Source organism: Zhengella mangrovi (assembly GCF_002727065.1).
Taxonomy (GTDB): Bacteria; Pseudomonadota; Alphaproteobacteria; order Rhizobiales; family Rhizobiaceae; genus Zhengella; species Zhengella mangrovi.
Genome location: NZ_PDVP01000001.1, coordinates 223,790 through 243,646, shown reverse-complemented (window position 1 = coordinate 243,646; position 19,857 = coordinate 223,790). Strand labels below are relative to the sequence as shown.

At 67.1% G+C, this 19,857-nt stretch carries 16 protein-coding genes and 1 pseudogene; 12 read left to right on the top strand and 5 right to left on the bottom strand.

Annotated features, from left to right (window positions below; genetic code table 11):
• Positions 1 to 82 precede the first annotated feature (82 nt).
• The 4 genes and pseudogenes from CSC94_RS01200 to CSC94_RS25235 form a co-directional block, all read right to left on the bottom strand.
• The gene (locus CSC94_RS01200; RefSeq protein ID WP_099302920.1) at positions 83 to 802 is read right to left on the bottom strand and encodes a zinc ribbon domain-containing protein; all 720 of its coding nucleotides are present in this window, start codon (positions 800 to 802) and stop codon (positions 83 to 85) included.
• Positions 803 to 817: 15 nt separating this feature from the next.
• Positions 818 to 1,342, bottom strand: a complete 525-nt coding sequence (locus CSC94_RS01195) for a L,D-transpeptidase family protein (RefSeq protein ID WP_099302918.1) — start codon at positions 1,340 to 1,342, stop codon at positions 818 to 820.
• A 15-nt stretch (positions 1,343 to 1,357) separates the two neighbouring features.
• Positions 1,358 to 1,873 (bottom strand): hypothetical protein, encoded by a 516-nt coding sequence (locus tag CSC94_RS01190; RefSeq protein ID WP_099302916.1) that lies wholly within the window; start codon positions 1,871 to 1,873, stop codon positions 1,358 to 1,360.
• A 192-nt stretch (positions 1,874 to 2,065) separates the two neighbouring features.
• A pseudogene (locus tag CSC94_RS25235) lies at positions 2,066 to 2,143 on the bottom strand (zinc-ribbon domain-containing protein); the annotation flags it as partial.
• A gap of 264 nt (positions 2,144 to 2,407) precedes the next feature.
• Between CSC94_RS25235 and CSC94_RS01185 the strand changes: the two are divergent.
• The 8 genes from CSC94_RS01185 (at position 2,408) to CSC94_RS01155 (ending at position 13,632) form a co-directional block, all read left to right on the top strand.
• Positions 2,408 to 3,268 carry a zinc ribbon domain-containing protein gene (locus CSC94_RS01185; protein ID WP_099302914.1) on the top strand — a complete coding sequence of 287 codons (861 nt, stop codon included), beginning with the start codon at positions 2,408 to 2,410 and terminating at the stop codon, positions 3,266 to 3,268.
• A gap of 40 nt (positions 3,269 to 3,308) precedes the next feature.
• The gene (locus CSC94_RS01180) at positions 3,309 to 4,325 is read left to right on the top strand and encodes an extracellular solute-binding protein (RefSeq protein WP_133122802.1); all 1,017 of its coding nucleotides are present in this window, start codon (positions 3,309 to 3,311) and stop codon (positions 4,323 to 4,325) included.
• Between the two features lie 4 nt (positions 4,326 to 4,329).
• Positions 4,330 to 5,925 (top strand): ABC transporter permease, encoded by a 1,596-nt coding sequence (locus CSC94_RS24450; protein WP_165784287.1) that lies wholly within the window; start codon positions 4,330 to 4,332, stop codon positions 5,923 to 5,925.
• A complete protein-coding gene (locus CSC94_RS01175; protein ID WP_165784286.1) occupies positions 5,922 to 6,587 on the top strand; it encodes an ABC transporter ATP-binding protein in 666 nt (221 codons plus the stop codon). The genes CSC94_RS24450 and CSC94_RS01175 overlap by 4 nt, the downstream gene beginning before the upstream one ends.
• On the top strand, positions 6,587 to 7,711 hold the full coding sequence (locus CSC94_RS01170; protein WP_099302908.1) for a ligand-binding sensor domain-containing protein: 1,125 nt from the start codon (positions 6,587 to 6,589) through the stop codon (positions 7,709 to 7,711). The genes CSC94_RS01175 and CSC94_RS01170 overlap by 1 nt, the downstream gene beginning before the upstream one ends.
• 19 nt (positions 7,712 to 7,730) lie before the next feature.
• The gene (locus tag CSC94_RS01165) at positions 7,731 to 11,519 is read left to right on the top strand and encodes a zinc ribbon domain-containing protein (protein WP_099302906.1); all 3,789 of its coding nucleotides are present in this window, start codon (positions 7,731 to 7,733) and stop codon (positions 11,517 to 11,519) included.
• An 81-nt stretch (positions 11,520 to 11,600) separates the two neighbouring features.
• The gene (locus tag CSC94_RS01160; protein WP_099302904.1) at positions 11,601 to 13,094 is read left to right on the top strand and encodes a zinc ribbon domain-containing protein; all 1,494 of its coding nucleotides are present in this window, start codon (positions 11,601 to 11,603) and stop codon (positions 13,092 to 13,094) included.
• Between the two features lie 112 nt (positions 13,095 to 13,206).
• Entirely contained in the window at positions 13,207 to 13,632 is a 426-nt protein-coding gene (locus tag CSC94_RS01155) for an acyl-CoA thioesterase (RefSeq protein WP_099302902.1), read from the top strand.
• Between the two features lie 134 nt (positions 13,633 to 13,766).
• Here CSC94_RS01155 and CSC94_RS01150 read toward each other — a convergent pair whose 3' ends face one another.
• Positions 13,767 to 14,744, bottom strand: coding sequence for a helix-turn-helix domain-containing protein (locus CSC94_RS01150; protein ID WP_165784285.1), 978 nt, complete (start codon positions 14,742 to 14,744; stop codon positions 13,767 to 13,769).
• 119 nt (positions 14,745 to 14,863) lie between these two features.
• Here CSC94_RS01150 and CSC94_RS01145 point away from each other — a divergent pair, with 119 nt between their 5' ends.
• From CSC94_RS01145 to CSC94_RS01130, 4 genes are all read left to right on the top strand, one after another.
• A complete protein-coding gene (locus tag CSC94_RS01145; RefSeq protein ID WP_099302898.1) occupies positions 14,864 to 15,589 on the top strand; it encodes an alpha/beta hydrolase in 726 nt (241 codons plus the stop codon).
• A gap of 234 nt (positions 15,590 to 15,823) precedes the next feature.
• On the top strand, positions 15,824 to 16,513 hold the full coding sequence (locus tag CSC94_RS01140) for a GntR family transcriptional regulator (RefSeq protein WP_165784284.1): 690 nt from the start codon (positions 15,824 to 15,826) through the stop codon (positions 16,511 to 16,513).
• 16 nt (positions 16,514 to 16,529) lie between these two features.
• Complete coding sequence (locus CSC94_RS01135; protein ID WP_099302894.1) at positions 16,530 to 18,086, top strand: class I adenylate-forming enzyme family protein; 1,557 nt, start codon at positions 16,530 to 16,532, stop codon at positions 18,084 to 18,086.
• A gap of 34 nt (positions 18,087 to 18,120) precedes the next feature.
• A complete protein-coding gene (locus tag CSC94_RS01130; RefSeq protein WP_099302892.1) occupies positions 18,121 to 19,854 on the top strand; it encodes a thiamine pyrophosphate-binding protein in 1,734 nt (577 codons plus the stop codon).
• Positions 19,855 to 19,857: the final 3 nt, after the last annotated feature.

The window sequence follows — 19,857 nt, the reverse complement described above, 5'->3', positions numbered from 1 at the left end:
GAACACGATAAGGGGGGAGTACGCGATGCCAATTGCCAAAAGGTCCATGGCGCGCCGACAACCTCGTCGAATCAGACAGGGGTCAGTTTGCGAAACGGACGATGCCCGGCGCGCCGGCGATCAGCATGACAGCGAGCGCCGCGCCAACACCTGCAGCGCCGGATGCGGCAGTGAAGGCGGTCACGATCTTCACGGCCCTGATCCCGGGCCGTGGTACGGAAGACCGGATCATGTAGACTGCCAGCAACCCGAGACACACGCCCAGCGCGAGGCTGGTGGCGACCAGGAATGCCGACAGGTCGAACGAGTAGATGTCACCGTTTCCACTTGGAAGCGGGCCGGTATGCTGCAGGGCAAAGAAGCCGCCGCTTGCGAATGCTGCCAGCCAGATGCCGCCCGCGATCATCACCGTCGTCCTGGCGCCGGGCGTGTCCGCGCCGTCGACCAGCCGGACAGCCAGGCCGGACATGGCGCCCGCCACCAGGCCCGCCGCGCCGTAAAGCGATGCCATAAGGGCGATGAAGCTGCCGGCCGAGGACACTCGGCCAAGGATGGCGAAGGTGCCGCCGACCTGCTGGAAGGCGATGAAGCAGGCCAAGGCCACGCCGATGGCCCAGGCGCCCGCCCAGCAGAAAGCCCAAAGGAGAACGGATGCGGCCCCGGCGGCGGCCTGTGCCGCGACCGGAACCCGCCGATCACCTTCATCCGACGCAACTGGCGCGCCGCATTGCCAGCAGAACGTCTCGCCGTCCGAGAGCGGATTGCCGCAACGGGGGCAAAACCTGGCCGCTTCCTGGTTCATCGTCCTGTCTCCCTCTCAAGGCCTGATCTCGATCGGCGTGCCGTTGGGCGTGACCGCCCAGATTTCCTCGATCTGCTCGTCGGTCACCGCGATGCAACCGTTCGTCCAGTCGACGAGAGCGTGAAGGCGGCCTATCCAGCCGAGGCCGTTCCTGATGCCGTGGACCATGATATCGCCCCCTGGCGAAACACCGGCCGCGCGAGCCCGGGCCCTGTCGGCAGCGGAAGGATAGGAGACATGCAGGGCGAGGTGAAAGCGGCTTGCCCTGTTACGGCTGTCGATCAGGTACCGGCCCTCCGGGGTCCGGCCGTCGCCCTGGCGCGCCTTTGGCCCGACCGGGTTCGAACCGAGCGCAACGCGATAGCGCTTCAGGATGGTGTCGCCCTGGCGCACTTCAAGCATCCGCTCGTGCTTGGACACGACAATCAGGTCGGCGCGCGCTGCCGCCGGCAGCGGCGCTTCGGGCCAGAACCAGCCCGCCCCCAGGAGGGCGATGACCATCGCCGTTCCCAATCCGAAGAGCAGAGCCGGTTTTGCCATCGCCGCCCCCAGCCATCAAAGCCCTGACGACTGCAGGAGCGCGTAGCGAATGACACCCGCAGCGGCGCCGAAGATCAGCGCGGCCAGGAGCACGCGAAAGACCATGCCGCCTTTCTTGCGTCCCGCCAGGGTGATCGCGTTGACCAGGCCGATGATGACCCCACAGGCCGCGATATAGCCGACGATGTGTTCAACGGTGTAGAAATTGAACCGGATCGCGGCGTAGACGGACAGGCTCATCGCCAGCGCCCAGCCGCCGGCGACAAGCAGGAACCGGCCCGGTCCGGCGACCATGACGCCGGCAAACGGAAATACCATCAGCAGGCCAGCGGCCGCGCCGGCCACCAGTCCCGCCGCGGCGGCCTCGGTCGCGAAATTGATGTCGCTGGCCGTGAAGCCGGACTGCAGGATCTGGTTGAGAGTGAGCTGCGGGTCACCTGGAATGTGAAAGACGAGCAGGGCGCCGACGCCCCAGCCGACAGCCCAGGCAACCGCCATGGCAACGACATTGACGATCAGGGCACCGAGCACGCGGCCGGCAGAAAGGCTGCTCCCACCCTGTCGAGCGGAAGCGGCGGGCTCCGCGTCGACCGGCTGGCGGCCATAGACTGCATGCGATGCGGCGGCCGGGGCGGGGCGGGCGGGCGGCGCATTTCGCTGGGGCGGTTCTGACCGGCGTCTCGGCGCAGCCGGGGCCGGTGATGGCGCGGCTTCGATCCGTGCTCCGCAATTGCCGCAGAACGCGGTTCCCGGCTCCAGGCGCGCCCCGCAGTCGGGGCAAAAACTCGCTGCTTCCGTCATGCAACTTTCCTCGCGGACATCTTCCGGGAACACCCCTGCCCGTGAACCGGTGCCGCAGAAACCGGGAACCGGCCCACCAGGAATGTTCCGTCGGTGTGCCTTTGCAGCATCGCATCAGCCACCACTGAAATGATTGACGGATATCAACGGTCAAAGTCGCGCGCTGTGAAAATATGAACGTCAAGCAGTTCCGGTTCCGCCGTGCCAGACCGGTCGGCAGGACGCCGGGACTGACGGGTTCGTCAGCTTTGTCGAGGTCGGTTGATGGCATTGCACTGCGCACAATGCGGCGGAAAACTTGAACCGGGCGATCAGTTCTGCCCGACCTGCGGGGCGAGGGCCGATCAGGAGGCCGGGGCGCCGCCGCCCGGCGCCGGACCGACCGAAACCGGCAGGACCGCGTCATCGGGCTCCCGTTTCGCGGAAATCCTGCGCCGGATCGTACCGCTGGCGTCGCTGGTGCTCCTGTATGTTTCGCTCGCGCTCGGCGACTACCTCTGGGCCGGGATCGCCGCCGCCGCCGCGATCCTTTCCTACATCCTGCCGCCTCGCGTGAAGCCGCCGGAAGGCGCCTACAGCTATGAACGGATACCAGCCGTGATCGGGCCGGACATTCTCGGCTTTTTCCTGACATCGTTCTTCATCGGCCTCCCGCTTGTCGCGCGGGCCATCGAAGGCGGTCACTGGGACGACCTGCTGGAAGAGATCCATCCCTCCGCGGTTCTCGTCTGGCCCATGGCGCTGATCAGCGTGATCATTCTCGTCATTGCCTACCGAAACGCGAATTTCTGGCTGAAGATCGAGGAGGACGGCCTCCGGGTGCGGCGGTCATCGGGCGAGCGTTTCGCGGCCTATTCCGCCATCCGGCAGGTGGACCTGCACCGGCGCGGGCTGCCGCGCTGGATCAAGGCGCTGACACCCTTCCTGATCCTGAGCGGGAAATACGGCGCGGCCGGCTCGATCATGCTGGCGCGCGACGAGACCGGGATCCGGCTGGACATGCGCGATGGCACGTCGATCACGATCGCGGCCGACGCGCTGGAAAAAGCCTTCCCGAAAATCCTGGCCGCGCTGAAAACCCACCGGGTCGAGATGACGCCTGACCTGAAGGAGGCACTGGCATGACATTGGCACACCCTGGTCCGGGCCGGCAGGAGTGATCGACATGCGCATCAAGCTGCTTGCCCTCCTCTCGGCTGCGGTCCTCGTCACCGCCTGTTCGCAGGACGACCCGTCGAAAGGGTCGGTCGTGGTCTATGTCTCGATCGACCAGACAATCGCCGAGCCGGTGCTGGAGACCTTCGCCCGGGAAACCGGCATCGAGGTCAAGCCCGTCTACGACGTGGAAGCCGCCAAGACCAGCGGCCTCGCGAAACGCCTTGCCGAGGAGGCCGACACCCCGCGGGCGGACGTCTTCTGGAGCGGGGAGCCGGTCCAGACGGAAGTCATGGCGCAGGCCGGCCTGTTCAGTCCCTATCTTCCCGACAAGCTGCGCCCGGGACCGCAGCCGGGACCGGAAAACCGCTGGGTCGCTTTCGGCGGGCGGGCCAGGGTCTTCATCATCAACACCGCCCGGCTGAACAAAGCTGATTGGCCGACCTCGATCTACGACCTGGTCGCAGACGGACGGGACACCAGCCGGGCCGTCATCGCCTATCCGCTGTTCGGCACGTCCGCGACCCATGCAAGCGCCCTCTTCACCACGCTGGGGCCTGAGCGTGCGGGCGCTTTCTTCGACAGGATCGTGGCGCACAAGGTCCGCATCGTCGATGGCAACTCGGTCGTTCGCGACCTCGTCGCTGACGGGACTGCCGACTTCGGCCTGACCGATACCGACGATGCCTGTTCGGCTTTCGAAAGGAAGCCGGACGAAGTCGGCGTCGTATTCCCGGACCAGGCGGCCGACGGGATGGGGACGCTGGTCATTCCGAATTCGGTTGCGCTGGTGAAGGGCGGCCCCAACCCGCAAGCCGGCAAGCGGCTCATCGATCATCTCCTTTCGGAGGCGGTGGCGGACCAGCTCGCCGACGCCGGATGGTTTCGCATCGACGGGACCCGTGTCTTCTCGCCCGAGACCTGCGGTCTTCCTGCCAAGGTGAAGCCGATGGCGGTCGATTACGCGGCCCTCGCCCGGACGATGGGCGACGTGATCCGCGAGTTGCGCGACCGGATCGTGAGGTAACGCGATGGCAACAGCCGCGGCCCGTCAGTCATCGAGCAGGGAGATCGCGCAGCGCGCAAGGGCCGTCCCTGGCGCCCTGCTCTGGCTGATCGTGGGCCTCGGGCCGATCCTTGCCCTGCTCGCCGCGATACCGGCAAGCGAGGGCATGGCCGATGCGCTGATGCCCAGCCTGCGCCGCGCCAGCCTGTTCATGACATCGATCGCGCTCGCCTTCTCGGTCGCGGTTTTCACGGTGACCGTTTCGGCCCTGGCCGCGCGGAGCCTGCGCCGGCGGTCCGGCCGGGCTTCCGCCCTGCTCTACTGGGCGCCGCTCGCCATGATCGCGGTGCCGCCCTATGTCCATGCCAATGCCTGGATGAGCGCAGGGGCCGGCATCGACGCCCTGCTCGGGCGCACGGCAGCAACGGGCCTGAGTGCGCCGGATGCCGTCGCGGCCTTCTGGGTGCAATCCATGGCCTTCCTTCCCGCGGCCTACGGCTTCGTGCTGCTGGGCATGGCGCGCATGGACCCCATGCTTGTGGATGCCGGCCGCATCCATGCCGACGACTGGCGGGTCTTCCGGCGGATCGAACTGCCCATGATGGCACCGTCGGTCATCGTCGGCGGCGGCCTGGCCGCGATCCTGTCGCTGACCGATTTCAGCACGCCGGCCCTGTTCCAGCTGCCCTCCTACGCGATGGACGTGTTCGTGACCTACGGATCGGGGGCGGACTCCGGTGCCGTCTTCCTGCTGGCGCTTCCCATGGTCTTGACCGGCATCGCGATCATCGCGGCCCTGCTCGGCCGGATCGAGACCGGCACGCGGCTTCCCGACACCCCGCCCTACACGGCGATTGCCTGCAACACGCCGCCAGCGTGGTTCAGGTCGCTCGAAACCGTTGCGCTCTTCGTGCTGGCGATGCAATCGGCCATTCCCGTTGTGGCCCTCCTCCAAGCGACAGGCTCGCCGGCGGTGTTCGCGCAGACCGTCGCGGCTGCATCGCGCGACATCGTCAGCAGCATGGGGTCGGCCGGGATCTCGGCGCTCTTCGCGATCCTGCTCGGCCTGCTGCTGTTCCGGCACCTGGAGAACCGGTTCGTGATGCTGCTTTGCCTGCTTCCGCTCGCCATGCCGGGGACGCTGACGGGCATCGGCCTCATCCACCTCTGGAACAACGATGCGACGTCCGCCGTGTACGGCGGTCCGGCCATGCCGGTCCTTGCCTCGCTGGCGCGTTTCGCGCCGATCGGCATCCTCTTGTTCCATGCCCATCACCGGACGATCTCGCGGGACCTGATCGACGCGGCGCAGATGTTCCGGGGAAACGGCGCGGCGACATGGTGGTGGATCTACCTGCCGCTCTACTGGCGCGCGGCGGCAGGCGTGTTCCTGATCGTCTTCGCGCTTTCGCTTGGCGAGCTCGCGGCGACCATCCTCATCGCGCCGCCCGGCCAGGGCGCGCTCAGCATCCGGATCTTCAATCTCCTGCATTATGGCAGCACCGCCGCCGTCGCCAGCCTCAGCCTGCTGATGCTGCTCCTGGCGATGGCCGCGGCCATCGTCCTGCTGGCCCTTTTCAACACGCGCGGCGCGGCGCGCCTGGCAGGGAGGACCGCATGATCGCGGCGGAACACCTGGTCAGGTCGCATGGCGGCAGAGCGGTTCTCGACGGTGTTTCGCTTCAGCTTGGCGACGGCTCGATGACGGTCCTGACGGGCCCATCGGGGTCCGGCAAATCCACGCTCCTGCGCATTCTCGCCGGGCTGGACCGGGCTGACGCCGGCACCGTCACCATTGACGGAATGGTCGCGAGCGCGCCGGACGTCTGCCTTGCGCCGCATCTTCGCGGCATCGGCTTCGTATTCCAGTCGCCGACGCTCTGGCCGCACATGACGGTCGCGGCAAATGTCGGTTTCGCTTTTCCCCACGGCACGAAACGGGACCGGGACGAGCGGGCGCTCGGCCTGCTCGCCAGCGTCGGCGTGGCCGATCTCGCAAGGCGCTACCCCGGCGAGATCTCGCAGGGACAGGCTCACCGCGTGGCGCTGGCGCGGGCCCTGGCGCCGGACCCGCGCCATCTCTTCCTCGACGAGCCGCTCGCCAATCTCGACGCCCCGACCCGGGCGGTCCTCCTCGACCTGATCAGGCAGCAGGTCTCCAGCGGCGATGTCGCCGTGCTTTTCGTCACGCACGACCGGGAGGAAATGCGCCGGCTGGGCGGAAACCTGCTGCGGCTCCAGGACGGCCGGCTGACGGCCATGATGACGGAGGACGCGGGCTGATGGGCAAGCCGCTCGCCATGTCGCCGCGTCCGGGCCTGCGGGATTCCGGATTGTTCTGGACCACCGCCTGGCTTGCCGTGGTCCTGGCCGGCGCAGCCTGGGTGTTCCGTCCCGCACCGTCCTACGTGGCACCGGCAGGCTGGACCCATGTGGCGGAAACCGGACCCGTTCTCGATGCGGTCCCGGATGGACACGACCTCGCCGTCGCCGGGCGCAATGGCCTGACAATCCTGCACGACGGCGGGAGAGCCGAGGCCGTCGCACTGCCAGGCTTCACCGCGCAACCGATCGCCTTTTCCATCGCCCGCGATTCCGGCGGAAAGCTGTGGATCGGCCACGAGACGGGGCTTTCGATACGGACTGCGGGCGGATGGATCACCGTGAACCAACTGGCGGGAACACGGCTCAACGAAGTTCGCGGCCTTACCATCGATCCCGCGGGGGGCGTCTGGGCCGGCGATGCGAACGGCGTCTGGACGATCGATGACGCACCCGCCGACGGCCGTGTCAGCGGCCGGTCCATCCTCGCCAATGTCCGGGTGCTTTGCCTGCTTGCCGACCGGGACGGCGGCCTGTGGGTGGGCACCGAGGACGGGCTCTACCATCGCGACGCGGCGTCGCAAGACTGGCAGAGCTGGACGGTCCAGACCGGCCTGCCCAACCGCCAGGTTGCCGCGATGATGCAGGACCGGCAAGGCCGCATCTGGGTCGGCACCGGCTTCCACGACCAGGGCGGCACGCTTCTCTTCGTCCGCCATCCGGCCGGCTGGGCTATCGAGCGGGACATCCCGCGATCGCTGCTCGCGGCGGCGAAGACGCGAAGCCTTTTCCAGGACGACGCCGGACATGTCTGGCTGGGTACCGAGACCGACGGATTCAGCGTCGTCGGCGCGGATCTGACCGCATCCGCCATCACCCGCGGCGCGGTCCTGCCGAGCGGCGAGGTTACCACCATCGGGCGGGCGCCGGATAGACGGACCTGGCTCGGAACCCTGAACGGACTGCTGCTGCTCACTCCGGAGGCCGTTGCCAACGGCCTGTTGCCAACGGGGGAAAGTGCGACCGTGAGCGGGCGCGACGGGAATACATCGCAGGCCGGCCGGCAAGCCGGATCCGGGTCTTGAAAAGGGAGCATGGAAAGCCATGGCGTTTTGTACCCATTGTGGAGCCAAGCTGAAGGACAACAGCCGTTTCTGCCCGGCCTGCGGCGCGGAGACCATCGCAGCCGGGGCATCGGGCCAGAAACCGGGCGGCAAACGCCCGAAAGCGGGAAGATCCGCGCCGGGAGCCCGCAAGGCATCCGCCGCCATGGCCGCACCGCCTGACCTTCCCGGCGCAAGTCCGGAGGTGCCTGACAAGCTTGTGCCCCTGATCGGCTACATCATCAGCCGGACGATCAGCGCCTTCTTCCGCCAGCTTCCGACGACGATCGCCTTCGGGCTCGCCGCATGGGTGTTCCACACCTATCTCCTGGTCGTCGTCAACGAAGGCTTCAACATGGGAAGCCTGACGGGCCGGTTCCTCGCGCTGCAAGGACAGACCATCTCGGGCAGCCTGCTCTGGATGGTCGGCACGATGATCCTGACAGGCCTGTGGCGGCGCATGCGCGGCAAGGGGCCACGGGTCAGCCTCAGCGACCGGATCGCCGCGATGCGCGCCTACCTGACCGAAGCGCCGATGGATGCCTATTCGGTGATCGCCGGCGGCGTGGGGATCGCGCTGTCGATTGCCACGTTCACCAATTCCTCGTCCAGCCTCGTGCTTGCGGTGGGCTTCGGCGCCCTGATCGCCTCCAAGGCGGGATCAGTCTTCTCGCTTCTGTTCAAGACGGCCTGGAATACGCTGTTCTCGACCGTTCGCCGTTCCCAGGTTCGCAAGTATGGCATGGCCGCCGGCTACATGGCGGTGGCAGCTTCTTCGCTCGGCATGCTCGCCAATTCGATGGTGCCGATCGGCGGCGTCATTCCCGGCGTGGCCCTGCTCGGCGCAGCGGTCTTCCTCGGCATGCGCTCGCGCAGCGAGGAAATGGCCGGGCTTTTCCTTCTCGCCGGGCTTGGCACCTGGTGGGCGCTGTTCGGACCGGCGGACCTGGTTTTCGCCGACGACGGCGGCTGGCAGGAATCAGGCGGGACGCTGACCGGCTGGATCAACAGCCAGGGCGCCATTCCTGCCATAATCTACGGGGTCGGTCCCGCGATCGGCACCGGGCTGGGCGTGGTGCTCGGCGGCGTGCTCAGCGACATCGGCGGACAGATCCCGGAATTCGACGACGGAAACGGGGGAGACGACGACGAAGGGTCGCAAGGCGAAGGCGTTCCGCCGACGATCCACGATCCCGATCTCGTCGATCCGGAAACCGGTGAACGGCTGATCGTCCATGACGGCCAGAGCTACGAAGGCGGCAAGGCCGGGCAGGTCTGGTACGACGGAAAATGGGTGGACCGCGACGATGCCATCAGCCGCATCGGCCAGTACGAGAAGGATCACCCTCTCTACGATCCCCGAACAGGCGATTCCCTGATCGTCAACGACGGCAAGACCTACGAGGGCGGGAAGCCCGGGCAGGTCTGGTTCGACGGCAAATGGATGGACCGTTCGGAAGCGCAGCACCATCTCGACAAGGTCAACGCGGAACTGGAACGCGAAAGCCAGCGGATCCGCGAGGAGCAGCGCCAGTGGAGCGACGAGCAACGGCGCATCCGCGAGGACAAGCTGAGAAGCGACGGCTATGTCTTCGACAAGGAGCAGAACGCGTGGGTGCAGGGACCGGGATACAAGCCGACGCCCAGCGCATCGGACCTGTTGCGCAAGGCGGAAGAAGATCGTGAACAGCGGATTCTCAAGTCGGCCGACAAGGTATCCGACCGCGTGAGCGGCGAGTTGCGTGAGCACATCGAGGAACTTCGCAACGGCGGGAAATACGAGGAACTGGCCGAAGTCTGCCGCGACTACTGGCGCGGCCAGGTCCGCGAAGGCCAGGAAGAATCGACCAGCCAGCAGCGCTGGGCGACGGCCTATGGCATCGGCGAAATGGGCGCGAAAGCCACCGTGGCGGCGTCACGCGGTGCGCTGATGGTCCTCGGCGGCCCGGCCGGCGCAGCGGCAACGGCAATCAGCGTCGGCGCGGTCTCCGCCGCCGGCGAAGGCGCGGAGAAATGGGTTGAAGGCGGCAGCGCGCTCGACGTCGCCAAGTCGACGGCCGCCGGCTTCCTGAGCGGCGCCAAGGATGGTGCCATCGGCCATTTCACCAACCTTCCGGGGACCAGCGGCGCAGTGAAGGTGCTGGTTCCGGCTGCCGCCGACACCGCGGAGACCTTCATCCGCACCGGCGACATCAAGCGCTCGCTGGCGACCGGAGCCGTCTCGGCCGCCGGCGACATGATCGGGCTGGGAACAGACGCCCTGCCCGGCGGTCTCAAGAAGGAACTGATCGGCGCCGCGACGTCGGCGGCGTCCGGCGGAACGCTCAGTGTCATCAATGGCGGCGACTTCGGCGAGGGCGCCATCGACGGGCTGGTCAACCATGTCGGCGGCAAGGTGGGCAGCAGCGTCGGGACCAGCGCGGTCAACCGCTACGACGCCCAGGCCGAAAGCACGGTCCAACAGGCCCAGGCCGAGGTATCCGGCCAGAGGCGCCAGACGGTTCTCACAGACGACCAGGCCGAGAACGTGCTGGCCGGGCTGCGCGCCGACCGCGACGATCCCAACACCTCGCCTGCCGACCGGCAGATGATCGACGAGCATATTGCCTCGATCGAGAACGGGCCGCGCCAGTCGGAACGGATCAACGAGCTGGACCGTTCGCGCATCCAGCGGGACCAGAACGGCGATCCGATCGTCGATTCGGACGGCCACCCGGTCAAATCGGACAAGGTGGACACCCGCGGTGCGCTCGACCAGTTGCAGGACACGCGCTCCAGCCGGACCGCCAAACAGGCCGACCCGGAATTGCGCGATGCCATCGTCAAGACCCGGACCGAGGAGATCTACGCGCCGGCCGACCAGAGGACGATCAACCGCGCCGGCGACAACCCGGAGGTCCAGAAGATGATGCAGCCGGGCGACAAGCTGGCCATGGACACGTTCTCCACGCCGGGCAAGCCGCCTTCGCTGGGTGCCGACCGCGATGCCCGGCTGGTCATCGAGCGGGATACCGGGCGCGTCGATTCGAAGGGCAACCCGATCATCGACAAGATCGAGGTTCCGAGGAAGCACTGGGAAAGCGACGCCTACAAGGACTTCTACGATCATTCGATGGACATCGTGGGCGGCCGCGAAAACGTGACTCCGGACAGCCACCCGGAGTTCTTCCGGCGCCGCGAGGAACTGGACTACATGAAGGGTTCGGGCATGTCGCAGGCCGAGATCGACGCGCGGGCCTGGGGCGAGGCGCACAACCAGCTCTTCACCGACAAGTACCACGTCGAGGCGAGCGCGGCGAATTCCGATCAGGCGCTGCGCAATGCAGAGGGGCGGATGACCTCGAATGTCCAGGAGGTCCAGGCCGGACGGGGCGGGCAGTTGACCGACCAAGAAGGCTATGCCCGGATGTGGGGCGAAAAATCGCGCTTCTACGAGCACAACACCCCGGAAGCGGTGGCGCAGTCGCAGAAGGGCATCGAGGCGCAGCTGCAGGTTCGCGAGGGATTGCGCGCCCAGGGCTACCGGGTGCCGGAACTGCCGCCCGATACCACCAGGGCGATGGAACTGATTTCCCGGGCGCCGGTCGGGGTCGATGCGACCCCGGAGGCGATGGCGCGTCTCAACAGCGACCTCCAGGGACTCGGCTATCGCGACACCAACGACGCGATGCAGAAGATCGCCTCGCAGACGGAGGCCCTCAAGTGGAGCCAGAAACAGGGGCTGACCACCGGTGGCGTGATCAGCACCGCCCGTGGCGCGCTCGGACCCCAGGAGCCCAACGATGAGTGAGCCGATGGAAAGAAGGCGCGCATCAAGCGGCGCGTTGACGATGACGGCAGAGGATCCGGCCGGCGCAGAAAGGAATGCGACATGACCCTGACGAGCTTTTCGGAGATTCCCCGGGGCGTCCTGGCGAGCCTGCTCGACCTGTGTGGCAAGGCCGGGGACATGTCGCCGCGCCATCTCATGGGCGAGGCCGAGCCCGTGAACCCGCTGCAGATCGCCCAGCTCTACGCCGGCGGCTACCTGGACAAGGCGTCTTTCGCCCGGGACGCGGTCACGCCGCCGTTCCGGCGGGCGGCCCGGGTGCTGCTCGACCCGCGGACGAACCTGACCTTCCGCATCTGGGGATCGGAAGACCTCTGCGCGGAAAGCAATGTCCAGTTCCCCGGGGACCTGGTGGACGGCGGTGGCGTCATGCTGCTGCCGGTTTCCGGCAACTATCGCATCTCCGCCTTCGTCGAGCCGGAGGACATCGTCGGCGACCTGGCGCAGGGTCTTCCGCCCGGCAGCAACCGGCTGGTGAACCCCTTCCTCTTCGAAGGCCAGTTCGATGCCGCCGTGGCCGCCGTGCTGTTCGCTCTCGTCGATCTCCAGCGGGCATCGATTGACCGCCGGCAGGGATTTTCGAGCCAGGACATCTTCGGCTACCTCGATGGCCAATGGGGCATGACCGGCTTCGGCCAGCTCCTTACCTACGTGCAGACCGCCGGCATGCAATCGCGTCCGCCACAGCCTGTCGAGGTCGACGCCGCGCTGACGCAGCTTGAAGCGGCCGGCACCCTCCGGCGATCCCGCTCCGACCATTTCCAGGTGTCCGACGACCTGCGACCGCTGATCGACCTGACCCGTTCGCTCGTTGCCGGCCTGCAATGGCAGCGTGTCACCCGGCAGGCCGACGGCGATCGCCTCGTCAACAGCCGCATCTATGCCTATGGCGACGGCGGACTGACGCTGTGCTTCATCCCCACGGTCAAGGGGCGCCTCTACGTGGGGACCGTCGACTACAAGAGCGTGCTCGATTTCGTCATCGAAGAGGTGGGCGGGCTGATGCCGGATGCCGGCGAGAATGCCGCCACGGCCGCCGGGGCACGGGAGCCCGCGCCGAAACCGGCCTCAGCCCCGGCTTCCAGGCGCCGGACGCCACCGGTTCCGCCGCCAGCGCCGGACCGCGCACCACCCAAACGTGCCGCCAAGGCACCCCCGGCCCCACCACCGGTCCGCGATTCCACCCCGGCGAGACCCAAGGCAGCACCGCCGCCGCTACCGCCGGCGTCCCGCAAGAAAAGCCCGGTTTCACGCACGGCGGAACCGGCCGGAGGTCCGGGGTTCACGTGCCATGCCTGCGGCGCGCCCTTGAAGGAGGGCCAGAAGTTCTGCCCCAACTGCGGTGCGGAGGCCTTGCAGGAACCGGCGGCTCCGATATGCCCGTCCTGCGGCCACCCGGTGAAACCCGGCGCAAAATTCTGCACCCATTGCGGCCACAAGTTCGAGGGGTCGAAGCCCGATCCCGTCTGCCCGGCGTGCGGGAAGCCCGTGAAACCGGGTGCAAAGTTCTGTACCGGTTGCGGGGCCAAGCTTTGAGGGTCTGGCCCGGCGGCAGCGACAACACCCTGTTGCGTGCACCGGGCAGAGCCTGGCATTGCGGTCGCCACCCGGGCATAGTCAGGGAAATCCGGGTCAGGGAGGCCGGCCGATGCCCACGATGACGACGTTCCGCTCCGTGGTCGATCCAACGGATTGCGACTTCCTCGGCCACATGAACGTGTCGAAGTATTTCGCCGCCTGTTCCGATGGCGTCTTCGCCTTCCAGTCGGCGATCGGCCTGACGGCCAGCGACATGCGGACGGGGCGACGGCTGTCGTTCGCCGTGGTGCATGCCGAGAGCGATTTCCGCGCCGAGCTGTCGGCTGGCGATGTGATCCGGCTGGAGACATCCGTTGTCGAGATCGGCTCGAAGTCGCTGACCTTTCGCCACCGCCTCCTGCGGATGGAGGACGAGGCCGTGGCCTTCGAGACCCTGTTCAAATGCGTGATGTTCGATCTCGCCAACCGGCGGGCGGCGGCCATTCCCGACGACATCCGCGCGAAGGCATCCGCCTGGCTCGAAACGGGGCCATGACGCCAGGCCATCGCCCCGGGGCCACCCGGGTGCCAGAACAGTCCGCTCTCCGCTGGATCGCTCCACAGCGCCATGTGTTGTTTTTCCAGGCAATTCCAGATGCGAAACCGGTGCCCGCTTTCGCCGGAACTGCTCTATGCCTGCCTGCGCCAGGCGCCTGGCGTCATGTCATGATGCGCTTGGAAACAGCGATAGAAGTGCGAGAGATCGGAAAAGCCGCAGGTGTAGGCGATATCGCCGATGGAGCGCAGCGCGTTGCTCGGATCGCGAAGTGCCCGGGCGGCGCGTGAGATCCGTTCGCGCCAGAGGAAGCCGGAGAACGTATCGTTTTCCGCCTGGAAAAGCTTATGCGCGTAGCGCACCGAGATCCCGGCCTCCGCAGCGCATTCGGCAATCGACAGGCCCGGGCGCCGGCACTGCTGGCGGATGATCGCCTTGAGACCGGCCAGCCTGGCGCCAGCAATCCCTTCGCCTGCACCGTCGTCACCCTTGCGATCTCCTGCCGCCATACGGGCGAGGCGGATCACCAGGTCCTGCATCTGGGAAATGTCCGTGTCGCTGGCGCGAAACACCGTTTGCACGTGCTGCGAAAAGGCATCGGCCAGCAGCTTGCCGTAAAGCGACGAAAGCGTGAGTTTTTCCGGCCGGCGCAGCGGCTCACCGCGGTCATCGTGGAAAACGGCGTGGGGCACCATCAGGGACGCGACGCCGAGGTCGGCACATTGGCCATGGTCGAGCACGAAAGTCTCGTCGCTGGAGAAGATCCCCACATCGCCGACGCCGAGATCGATAAAGGCACCACCCTGGATGATCCGGCAGTGTCCCTTGAGCTGGAGATTGACGTAGTAGCAGGGCATGGGCGACTGCGCGATCTCGTGACGCCCGCGAATGACCTCGTGCGCCCGTGCCGACACCACGTTGAGCGTTGCATCCCGCCCGGCGACGGAACTCACCCGTGCCGAGAATCCTTGCCTCGCATCCCGGCCGAGTTCGGGGCGCAAGGGCATGAAGGACCGGCAGATCGCCTCCCGGTAGTAATCGAAGCGTTCGCCGGCCACGACATCCGCCGTGTTCCAGTAGGACGCTGCCCTGTCCGGTGCACCCGTGGCCATATCCCGTGCGTTCCCAGCCATATTGTCGAAATCGTCCCACACCTATTCTGGAGAGGCAAGCCATCGGCGACCCCCGGGTTGGGCCGGGCTGCGGAGGAGCATTCAGAGGAGGAAAGACAATGAGCACCTATGTTCTGGTTCACGGCGCCTGGCACACGGGCGAACTGCTTGAAGACGTGGCACGGCCGATCCGAGCGGCCGGCCACGAGGTTCACTGCCCGACGCTTGCCGGCAACCGGCCCGGCGACGCCAAGACCTCGGGCCTCTCGGACGCGATCGGGTCGCTGGTCGCCTACCTGGAGGAGGCATCGCTGAGCGATGTCGTGCTGGTCGGCCACAGCTACGGCGGCATGGTGATCACCGGGGCCGCGGACCGGGTGCCGGACCGGATCCGCCGCCTGGTCTACTGGAACGCCTTCGTGCCAAACAACGGCGAATGCCTGAACGACATGGTTCCGCCGCATTACGTTGCCCTGTTCGACCAGGTCAGCGCCCAAAGCGGCGACAACAGCGTGGTTCTGCCCTACCCGATCTGGCGCGAGGCCTTCATCAACGATGCACCGGCGGACCTCGCACAATCGGCCTACGACCGGCTGAACCCGCACCCCTACGCGACATTCACGGATGCGATCTCGCTGGGCAAGGACCCGGCGGAGATGGAAATCGGCAAATCCTACATCAATTGCACCGAGGACACCGCGCTGCCCAACAGCCTGCCCTGGCATCCGCGCCTGTCGGAAAAGCTCGGCCTGTTCCGCCTGGTGCAGATTCCGGGAAGCCACGAATCCTGCTTCACCGCGCCTGACCGGCTGGCGGATGCCATCATGATGGCCGGGCGGGACTGAGGCTCTTTCGGGGCCCAAGCTGCCACCACCCGAAATCCAGGGCGCTTCGACCACAGCAGCCGGTCAAGGCGCCCGGGGATGATCGGCCTGCGCCCGCCACCAGCCGGCGGGCGCAGGTCTTCCCGGTCCACGTATCCGCCGTGCTTCTCATCCATCCCTGCTTTTCAGCCGGGATTGACGATCTTCGCATTTTTTGGAATACTGAATTCAGAATGCGGAATTCAGGAAGCGCCGATGAAACTCCTGCCTGCCCAGCCGAGCCTTACCGACCAGGTCTATTCGGTCATCGTCGACGAGATCTGCAGCGGCCGCCTGCCCGAAGGCGCCCATCTCGTGCAGGAACAGCTGGCTGCCCGGCTCGGTGTTTCCCGCCAGCCGGTGCAACAGGCCATGGCATTGCTGAAATCCGACGGCCTTGTGGAAGAAATCGGCAGGCGCGGTCTCTACGTCACCCCGTTGGACATCGACCTGATGCGCCAGCACTACGAGGTCCGCGCCGTTCTCGACGGGATGGCCACCCGCATGGCCGCCGAGCAGGTCCGGCGATCGCCCGGCACAGCCACGACCCTGGCGGAGCGCGGAAAGACCATCCTGGCGCAGGGGCAGTCCGCGGTCGCCAACGGCGATCTGGCCGAACAGGTGCGCCACGACGAGGCCTTCCACACGCTGATCTACGATCACTCCGGCAATGCGCTGGTGGCACGGACGGCGGAACCGCACTGGCGTTTCCTGCGGCGCGCGATGGGCGAAGTGCTGCGCAGCGCCAAGCTGCCGGCCGACATCTGGCGCCAGCACGCCGACATTCTCGATGCCGTCCTGGCCGGAGACGCCGAAAAGGCGGAACGGCTTGCCGTCGATCATGACCTGAACGCATCGGAAACACTCTACGACGCGCTCGCGAGGAGGCAGGCGCTGACCGCTTGAGAGGAGGGCGGTGACCATGGGAGGACTGCAGACCATCGGCCAGATGCTGGCCGCGCATGCCCGCACGCAACCCGACCACCCCGGCGCCCGCGACCTGGACCGCCAGATGACCTACCGGGAGTGGAACGACCGGTCCTGCCAGCTGGCCAACGGGCTTCTGGCCCTCGGTCTCACCAAGGGCGACCGTATCGCGGTCTTCGCCTACAACCGGGTGGAATGGGCGGAGATCTATGCCGCCGTCGCCAAGGCCGGCCTGGTCGCGGTGCCGGTGAACTTCCGCCTCACCGGACCCGAGGCCGCTTTCATCGCCAGGGACTGCGGCGTCGCGGCTTTGATCGCGGAGGCCGCGCTCGGCGACCTGGTGGACGGGATCCGCAGCGAACTCGCCGTGCCCGGCGACCGCTATATCCGCATCGGTGCCGAGGCCGAAGGCTGGTGCAGCTACGAAGGGCTGATCGCGAGTTCCGCCAGCGTCGAACCGGACATTTCCGTATCGCCTGACGATTGCTGGTGCCTGATGTACACCTCCGGCACGACGGGCAATCCGAAAGGGGCAATCCGCAGCCATCGCGGCATGTCGATGCTTGCGCTGATGACGCAGGTGGAACTGAGCCTCAAGCGCAAGGACAATGCCTTGCTCGTCATGCCGATGTGCCATGCGAATTCCCTGAACTTCTTTACCGCCTTCCTGTCCATCGGCGCGACCGTGACAGTGTTCAACCGGGCCAATTTCGACGCGGCGCTGTGCCTGCGGACGATCGGCACCATGGGCATTTCCTTCACGTCGCTCACGCCGACGCATTTCATGATGCTGCTCGACGTGCCGGAGGCCGAGCGTGGTGCGGCCGGCTTCGACCGGGTGGAAAAGCTGATGATCTCGTCCGCCCCGGCAAGACCGGAGACCAAGCGCGCCGTCATGGCGATGTTTCCCAACTCCGGCCTGTTCGAACTCTACGGATCGACAGAGGCGGGCTGGGTCACCATGCTGCACCCGGACGAGCAGTTCGATCATCTCGGCACGGTCGGCCGCGAAGTCGTCGGATCGATGCCAATCCGCATCCTCGACGACGACGGCAACGAGGTCGAGGACGGGCAGCCCGGCGAGCTATTCTCCTGCGGCCCCTATTGCTTCGAAGGTTACTGGAACCTGCCGGAGAAGACTGCGGAAGCCTTCCGCGGCGACTACCTGACCGTCGGCGACATGGCGATCCGCGATGCGGACGGTTACATCAGGCTGATCGACCGCAAGAAGAACCTGATCATCACCGGTGGCGAGAACGTCTACCCCACCGAGGTGGAAGTCGTGCTCGGGCAGCATCCGGACGTCAAGGACGTTGCCGTCGTCGGCCAACCCGACGACCGCTGGGGCGAGCGCGTGGCCGCCGCCGTGGTTCTGCGCGAGGGATCGACGCTCACCGGCGAGGACCTGATCGCCTGGTCGCGCGAGCGGCTGGCCGGGTACAAGCGGCCAAGGGCGGTCGTGTTCCTTTCAACCGAGGAGATGCCGCGCAACACGACCGGCAAGATCCTTCACCGCGTTCTGCGCGACATGCTCGCCGACCGCACGGCCTGACCGCTGCAGGAAAAACCGTACAGGGAGAGACACCATGACCGAAGCGCAGGACCTGAACCGCGACGAGGACAGCGTCGCCGCATGGATCGCCAAGGCCCTGAAGGAGCGCGGCATCGACCGCATCTTCGGGCTCCAGGGCGGGCATATCCAGCCGATCTGGGATCACCTGGCGCGGCGCGGCATCCGGATTATCGACGTGCGCGACGAGGGCGCTGCGGTGCACATGGCCCATGCCCATGGCGAACTGACCGGAGGACTGGGCGTCGCCATGGTGACCGCCGGCCCCGGCGTCACCAATTGCGTGACCGGGATCGCCAACGCCTCGCTGGCCCGCGTTCCGCTGCTGCTGATCGGCGGCTGCACGTCACGTCCGCAGGCCAACATGGCGCCGCTGCAGGACATTCCGCATGTCGACATCCTCAAGCCGGTGACACGTTATTGCCGGACCGCGCGGGTCGCCGAGCAGGTCATTCGCGAGATGGATGAAGCCATTGCCTGCGCCTTCGGCGACATGGGCGAACCCGGGCCGGCCTACATCGAGGTTCCGACCGACGTGCTGCGCACACGCGTCGCGGCTCACCTGATCCCGCAGGACTGGCTTGCGCCCAAGCCGCGGCACAGGCCGGTGCCGGAGCCTGACCGCATCGCGGATGCCGTGGCCGCCATAAGGGCCGCAAAACGGCCGCTGGTCGTCAGTGGGCGCGGCGCCCGGAGCGCCTCGGCCCAGATCGTCCGTTTCCTCGACGCGACCGGCGCGCTCTACCTCGACACGCAGGAAAGCCGCGGCCTCGTGCCGCCCGACCATCCCGGCGTCGTCGGCGCGGTGCGGGCGGCGGCCATGGCCCAGGCCGACCTCGTCATCACGCTGGGCCGGAAGCTCGACTACCAGCTCGGCTACGGATCGCCGGCGGTCTTTCCCGACGCGCGCTTCCTGCGCATAGCCGACACGGCCGGGGAACTGATCGACAACCGGCGCGGCGCGCCGGAGATCCTGGCAGCCGTAGACCTGGCACTCGACGCCCTGTGCGATGCACTTGGCAACGATGGCGGCAACCGCGACAAAGGCTGGGCGGATGGCCTGCGCGCCAAGCACGGCGAACGCATTGCCAAGGGCCGGGCCACGGCGGCACCACTGCGCGGACCGGACGGCAAGGTACATCCGCTGGCGATCTTCGAGGCGCTGCGCGCGGTCGCCGCGCCCGACTACATCGCCGTCGCCGATGGCGGCGACCTGTTGAGCTTTGCCCGGGTCGGGCTGGAGGCGCGCACCTACATGGATGCCGGGGCCTTCGGTTGCCTCGGCGTCGGCGTTCCGTTCGCGGTGGCTGCCGCGCTTGCCTTTCCCGGCCGGCAGGTGATTTCGGTCAATGGCGACGGTGCCTACGGCATCAACGCGATGGAGATCGACACGGCCGTCCGGCACGGTGCGAAGGCCGTGTTCATCGTGTCCAACAACGCCGCCTGGAACATCGAGCGCTATGACCAGGAGGCCAATTACGGCGGCCGGGTCGTCGGGACGACGCTGCGCCACTCCGACTATGCCGGCATGGCCCGCGCGCTCGGCGCCCACGGCGAGCGGGTGGAGGATCCGGCCGACCTCGAAGGCGCGATCAAACGGGCGCTGGCCCATGCGCCGGCCGTCGTCGATGTCGTCACCTCGCAGGGCGCGGTCTCCTCCGACGCGATGAAGGGCCTCGGCTTCGTGCCCGACTACCAGGCGCTGACGGCCTGGGACGACGCGGAACGCAAGCGGCGTGAACAAGATTGAGGA

Coding starts and splice junctions, on each gene's coding strand:
- CSC94_RS01200 (WP_099302920.1), bottom strand. CDS start 802: ATGAACCAGGAAGCGGCCAGGTTTTGCCCCCGTTGCGGCAATCCGCTC.
- CSC94_RS01195 (WP_099302918.1), bottom strand. CDS start 1,342: ATGGCAAAACCGGCTCTGCTCTTCGGATTGGGAACGGCGATGGTCATC.
- CSC94_RS01185 (WP_099302914.1), top strand. CDS start 2,408: ATGGCATTGCACTGCGCACAATGCGGCGGAAAACTTGAACCGGGCGAT.
- CSC94_RS01180 (WP_133122802.1), top strand. CDS start 3,309: ATGCGCATCAAGCTGCTTGCCCTCCTCTCGGCTGCGGTCCTCGTCACC.
- CSC94_RS24450 (WP_165784287.1), top strand. CDS start 4,330: ATGGCAACAGCCGCGGCCCGTCAGTCATCGAGCAGGGAGATCGCGCAG.
- CSC94_RS01175 (WP_165784286.1), top strand. CDS start 5,922: ATGATCGCGGCGGAACACCTGGTCAGGTCGCATGGCGGCAGAGCGGTT.
- CSC94_RS01170 (WP_099302908.1), top strand. CDS start 6,587: ATGGGCAAGCCGCTCGCCATGTCGCCGCGTCCGGGCCTGCGGGATTCC.
- CSC94_RS01165 (WP_099302906.1), top strand. CDS start 7,731: ATGGCGTTTTGTACCCATTGTGGAGCCAAGCTGAAGGACAACAGCCGT.
- CSC94_RS01160 (WP_099302904.1), top strand. CDS start 11,601: ATGACCCTGACGAGCTTTTCGGAGATTCCCCGGGGCGTCCTGGCGAGC.
- CSC94_RS01155 (WP_099302902.1), top strand. CDS start 13,207: ATGCCCACGATGACGACGTTCCGCTCCGTGGTCGATCCAACGGATTGC.
- CSC94_RS01150 (WP_165784285.1), bottom strand. CDS start 14,744: ATGGCCACGGGTGCACCGGACAGGGCAGCGTCCTACTGGAACACGGCG.
- CSC94_RS01145 (WP_099302898.1), top strand. CDS start 14,864: ATGAGCACCTATGTTCTGGTTCACGGCGCCTGGCACACGGGCGAACTG.
- CSC94_RS01140 (WP_165784284.1), top strand. CDS start 15,824: ATGAAACTCCTGCCTGCCCAGCCGAGCCTTACCGACCAGGTCTATTCG.
- CSC94_RS01135 (WP_099302894.1), top strand. CDS start 16,530: ATGGGAGGACTGCAGACCATCGGCCAGATGCTGGCCGCGCATGCCCGC.
- CSC94_RS01130 (WP_099302892.1), top strand. CDS start 18,121: ATGACCGAAGCGCAGGACCTGAACCGCGACGAGGACAGCGTCGCCGCA.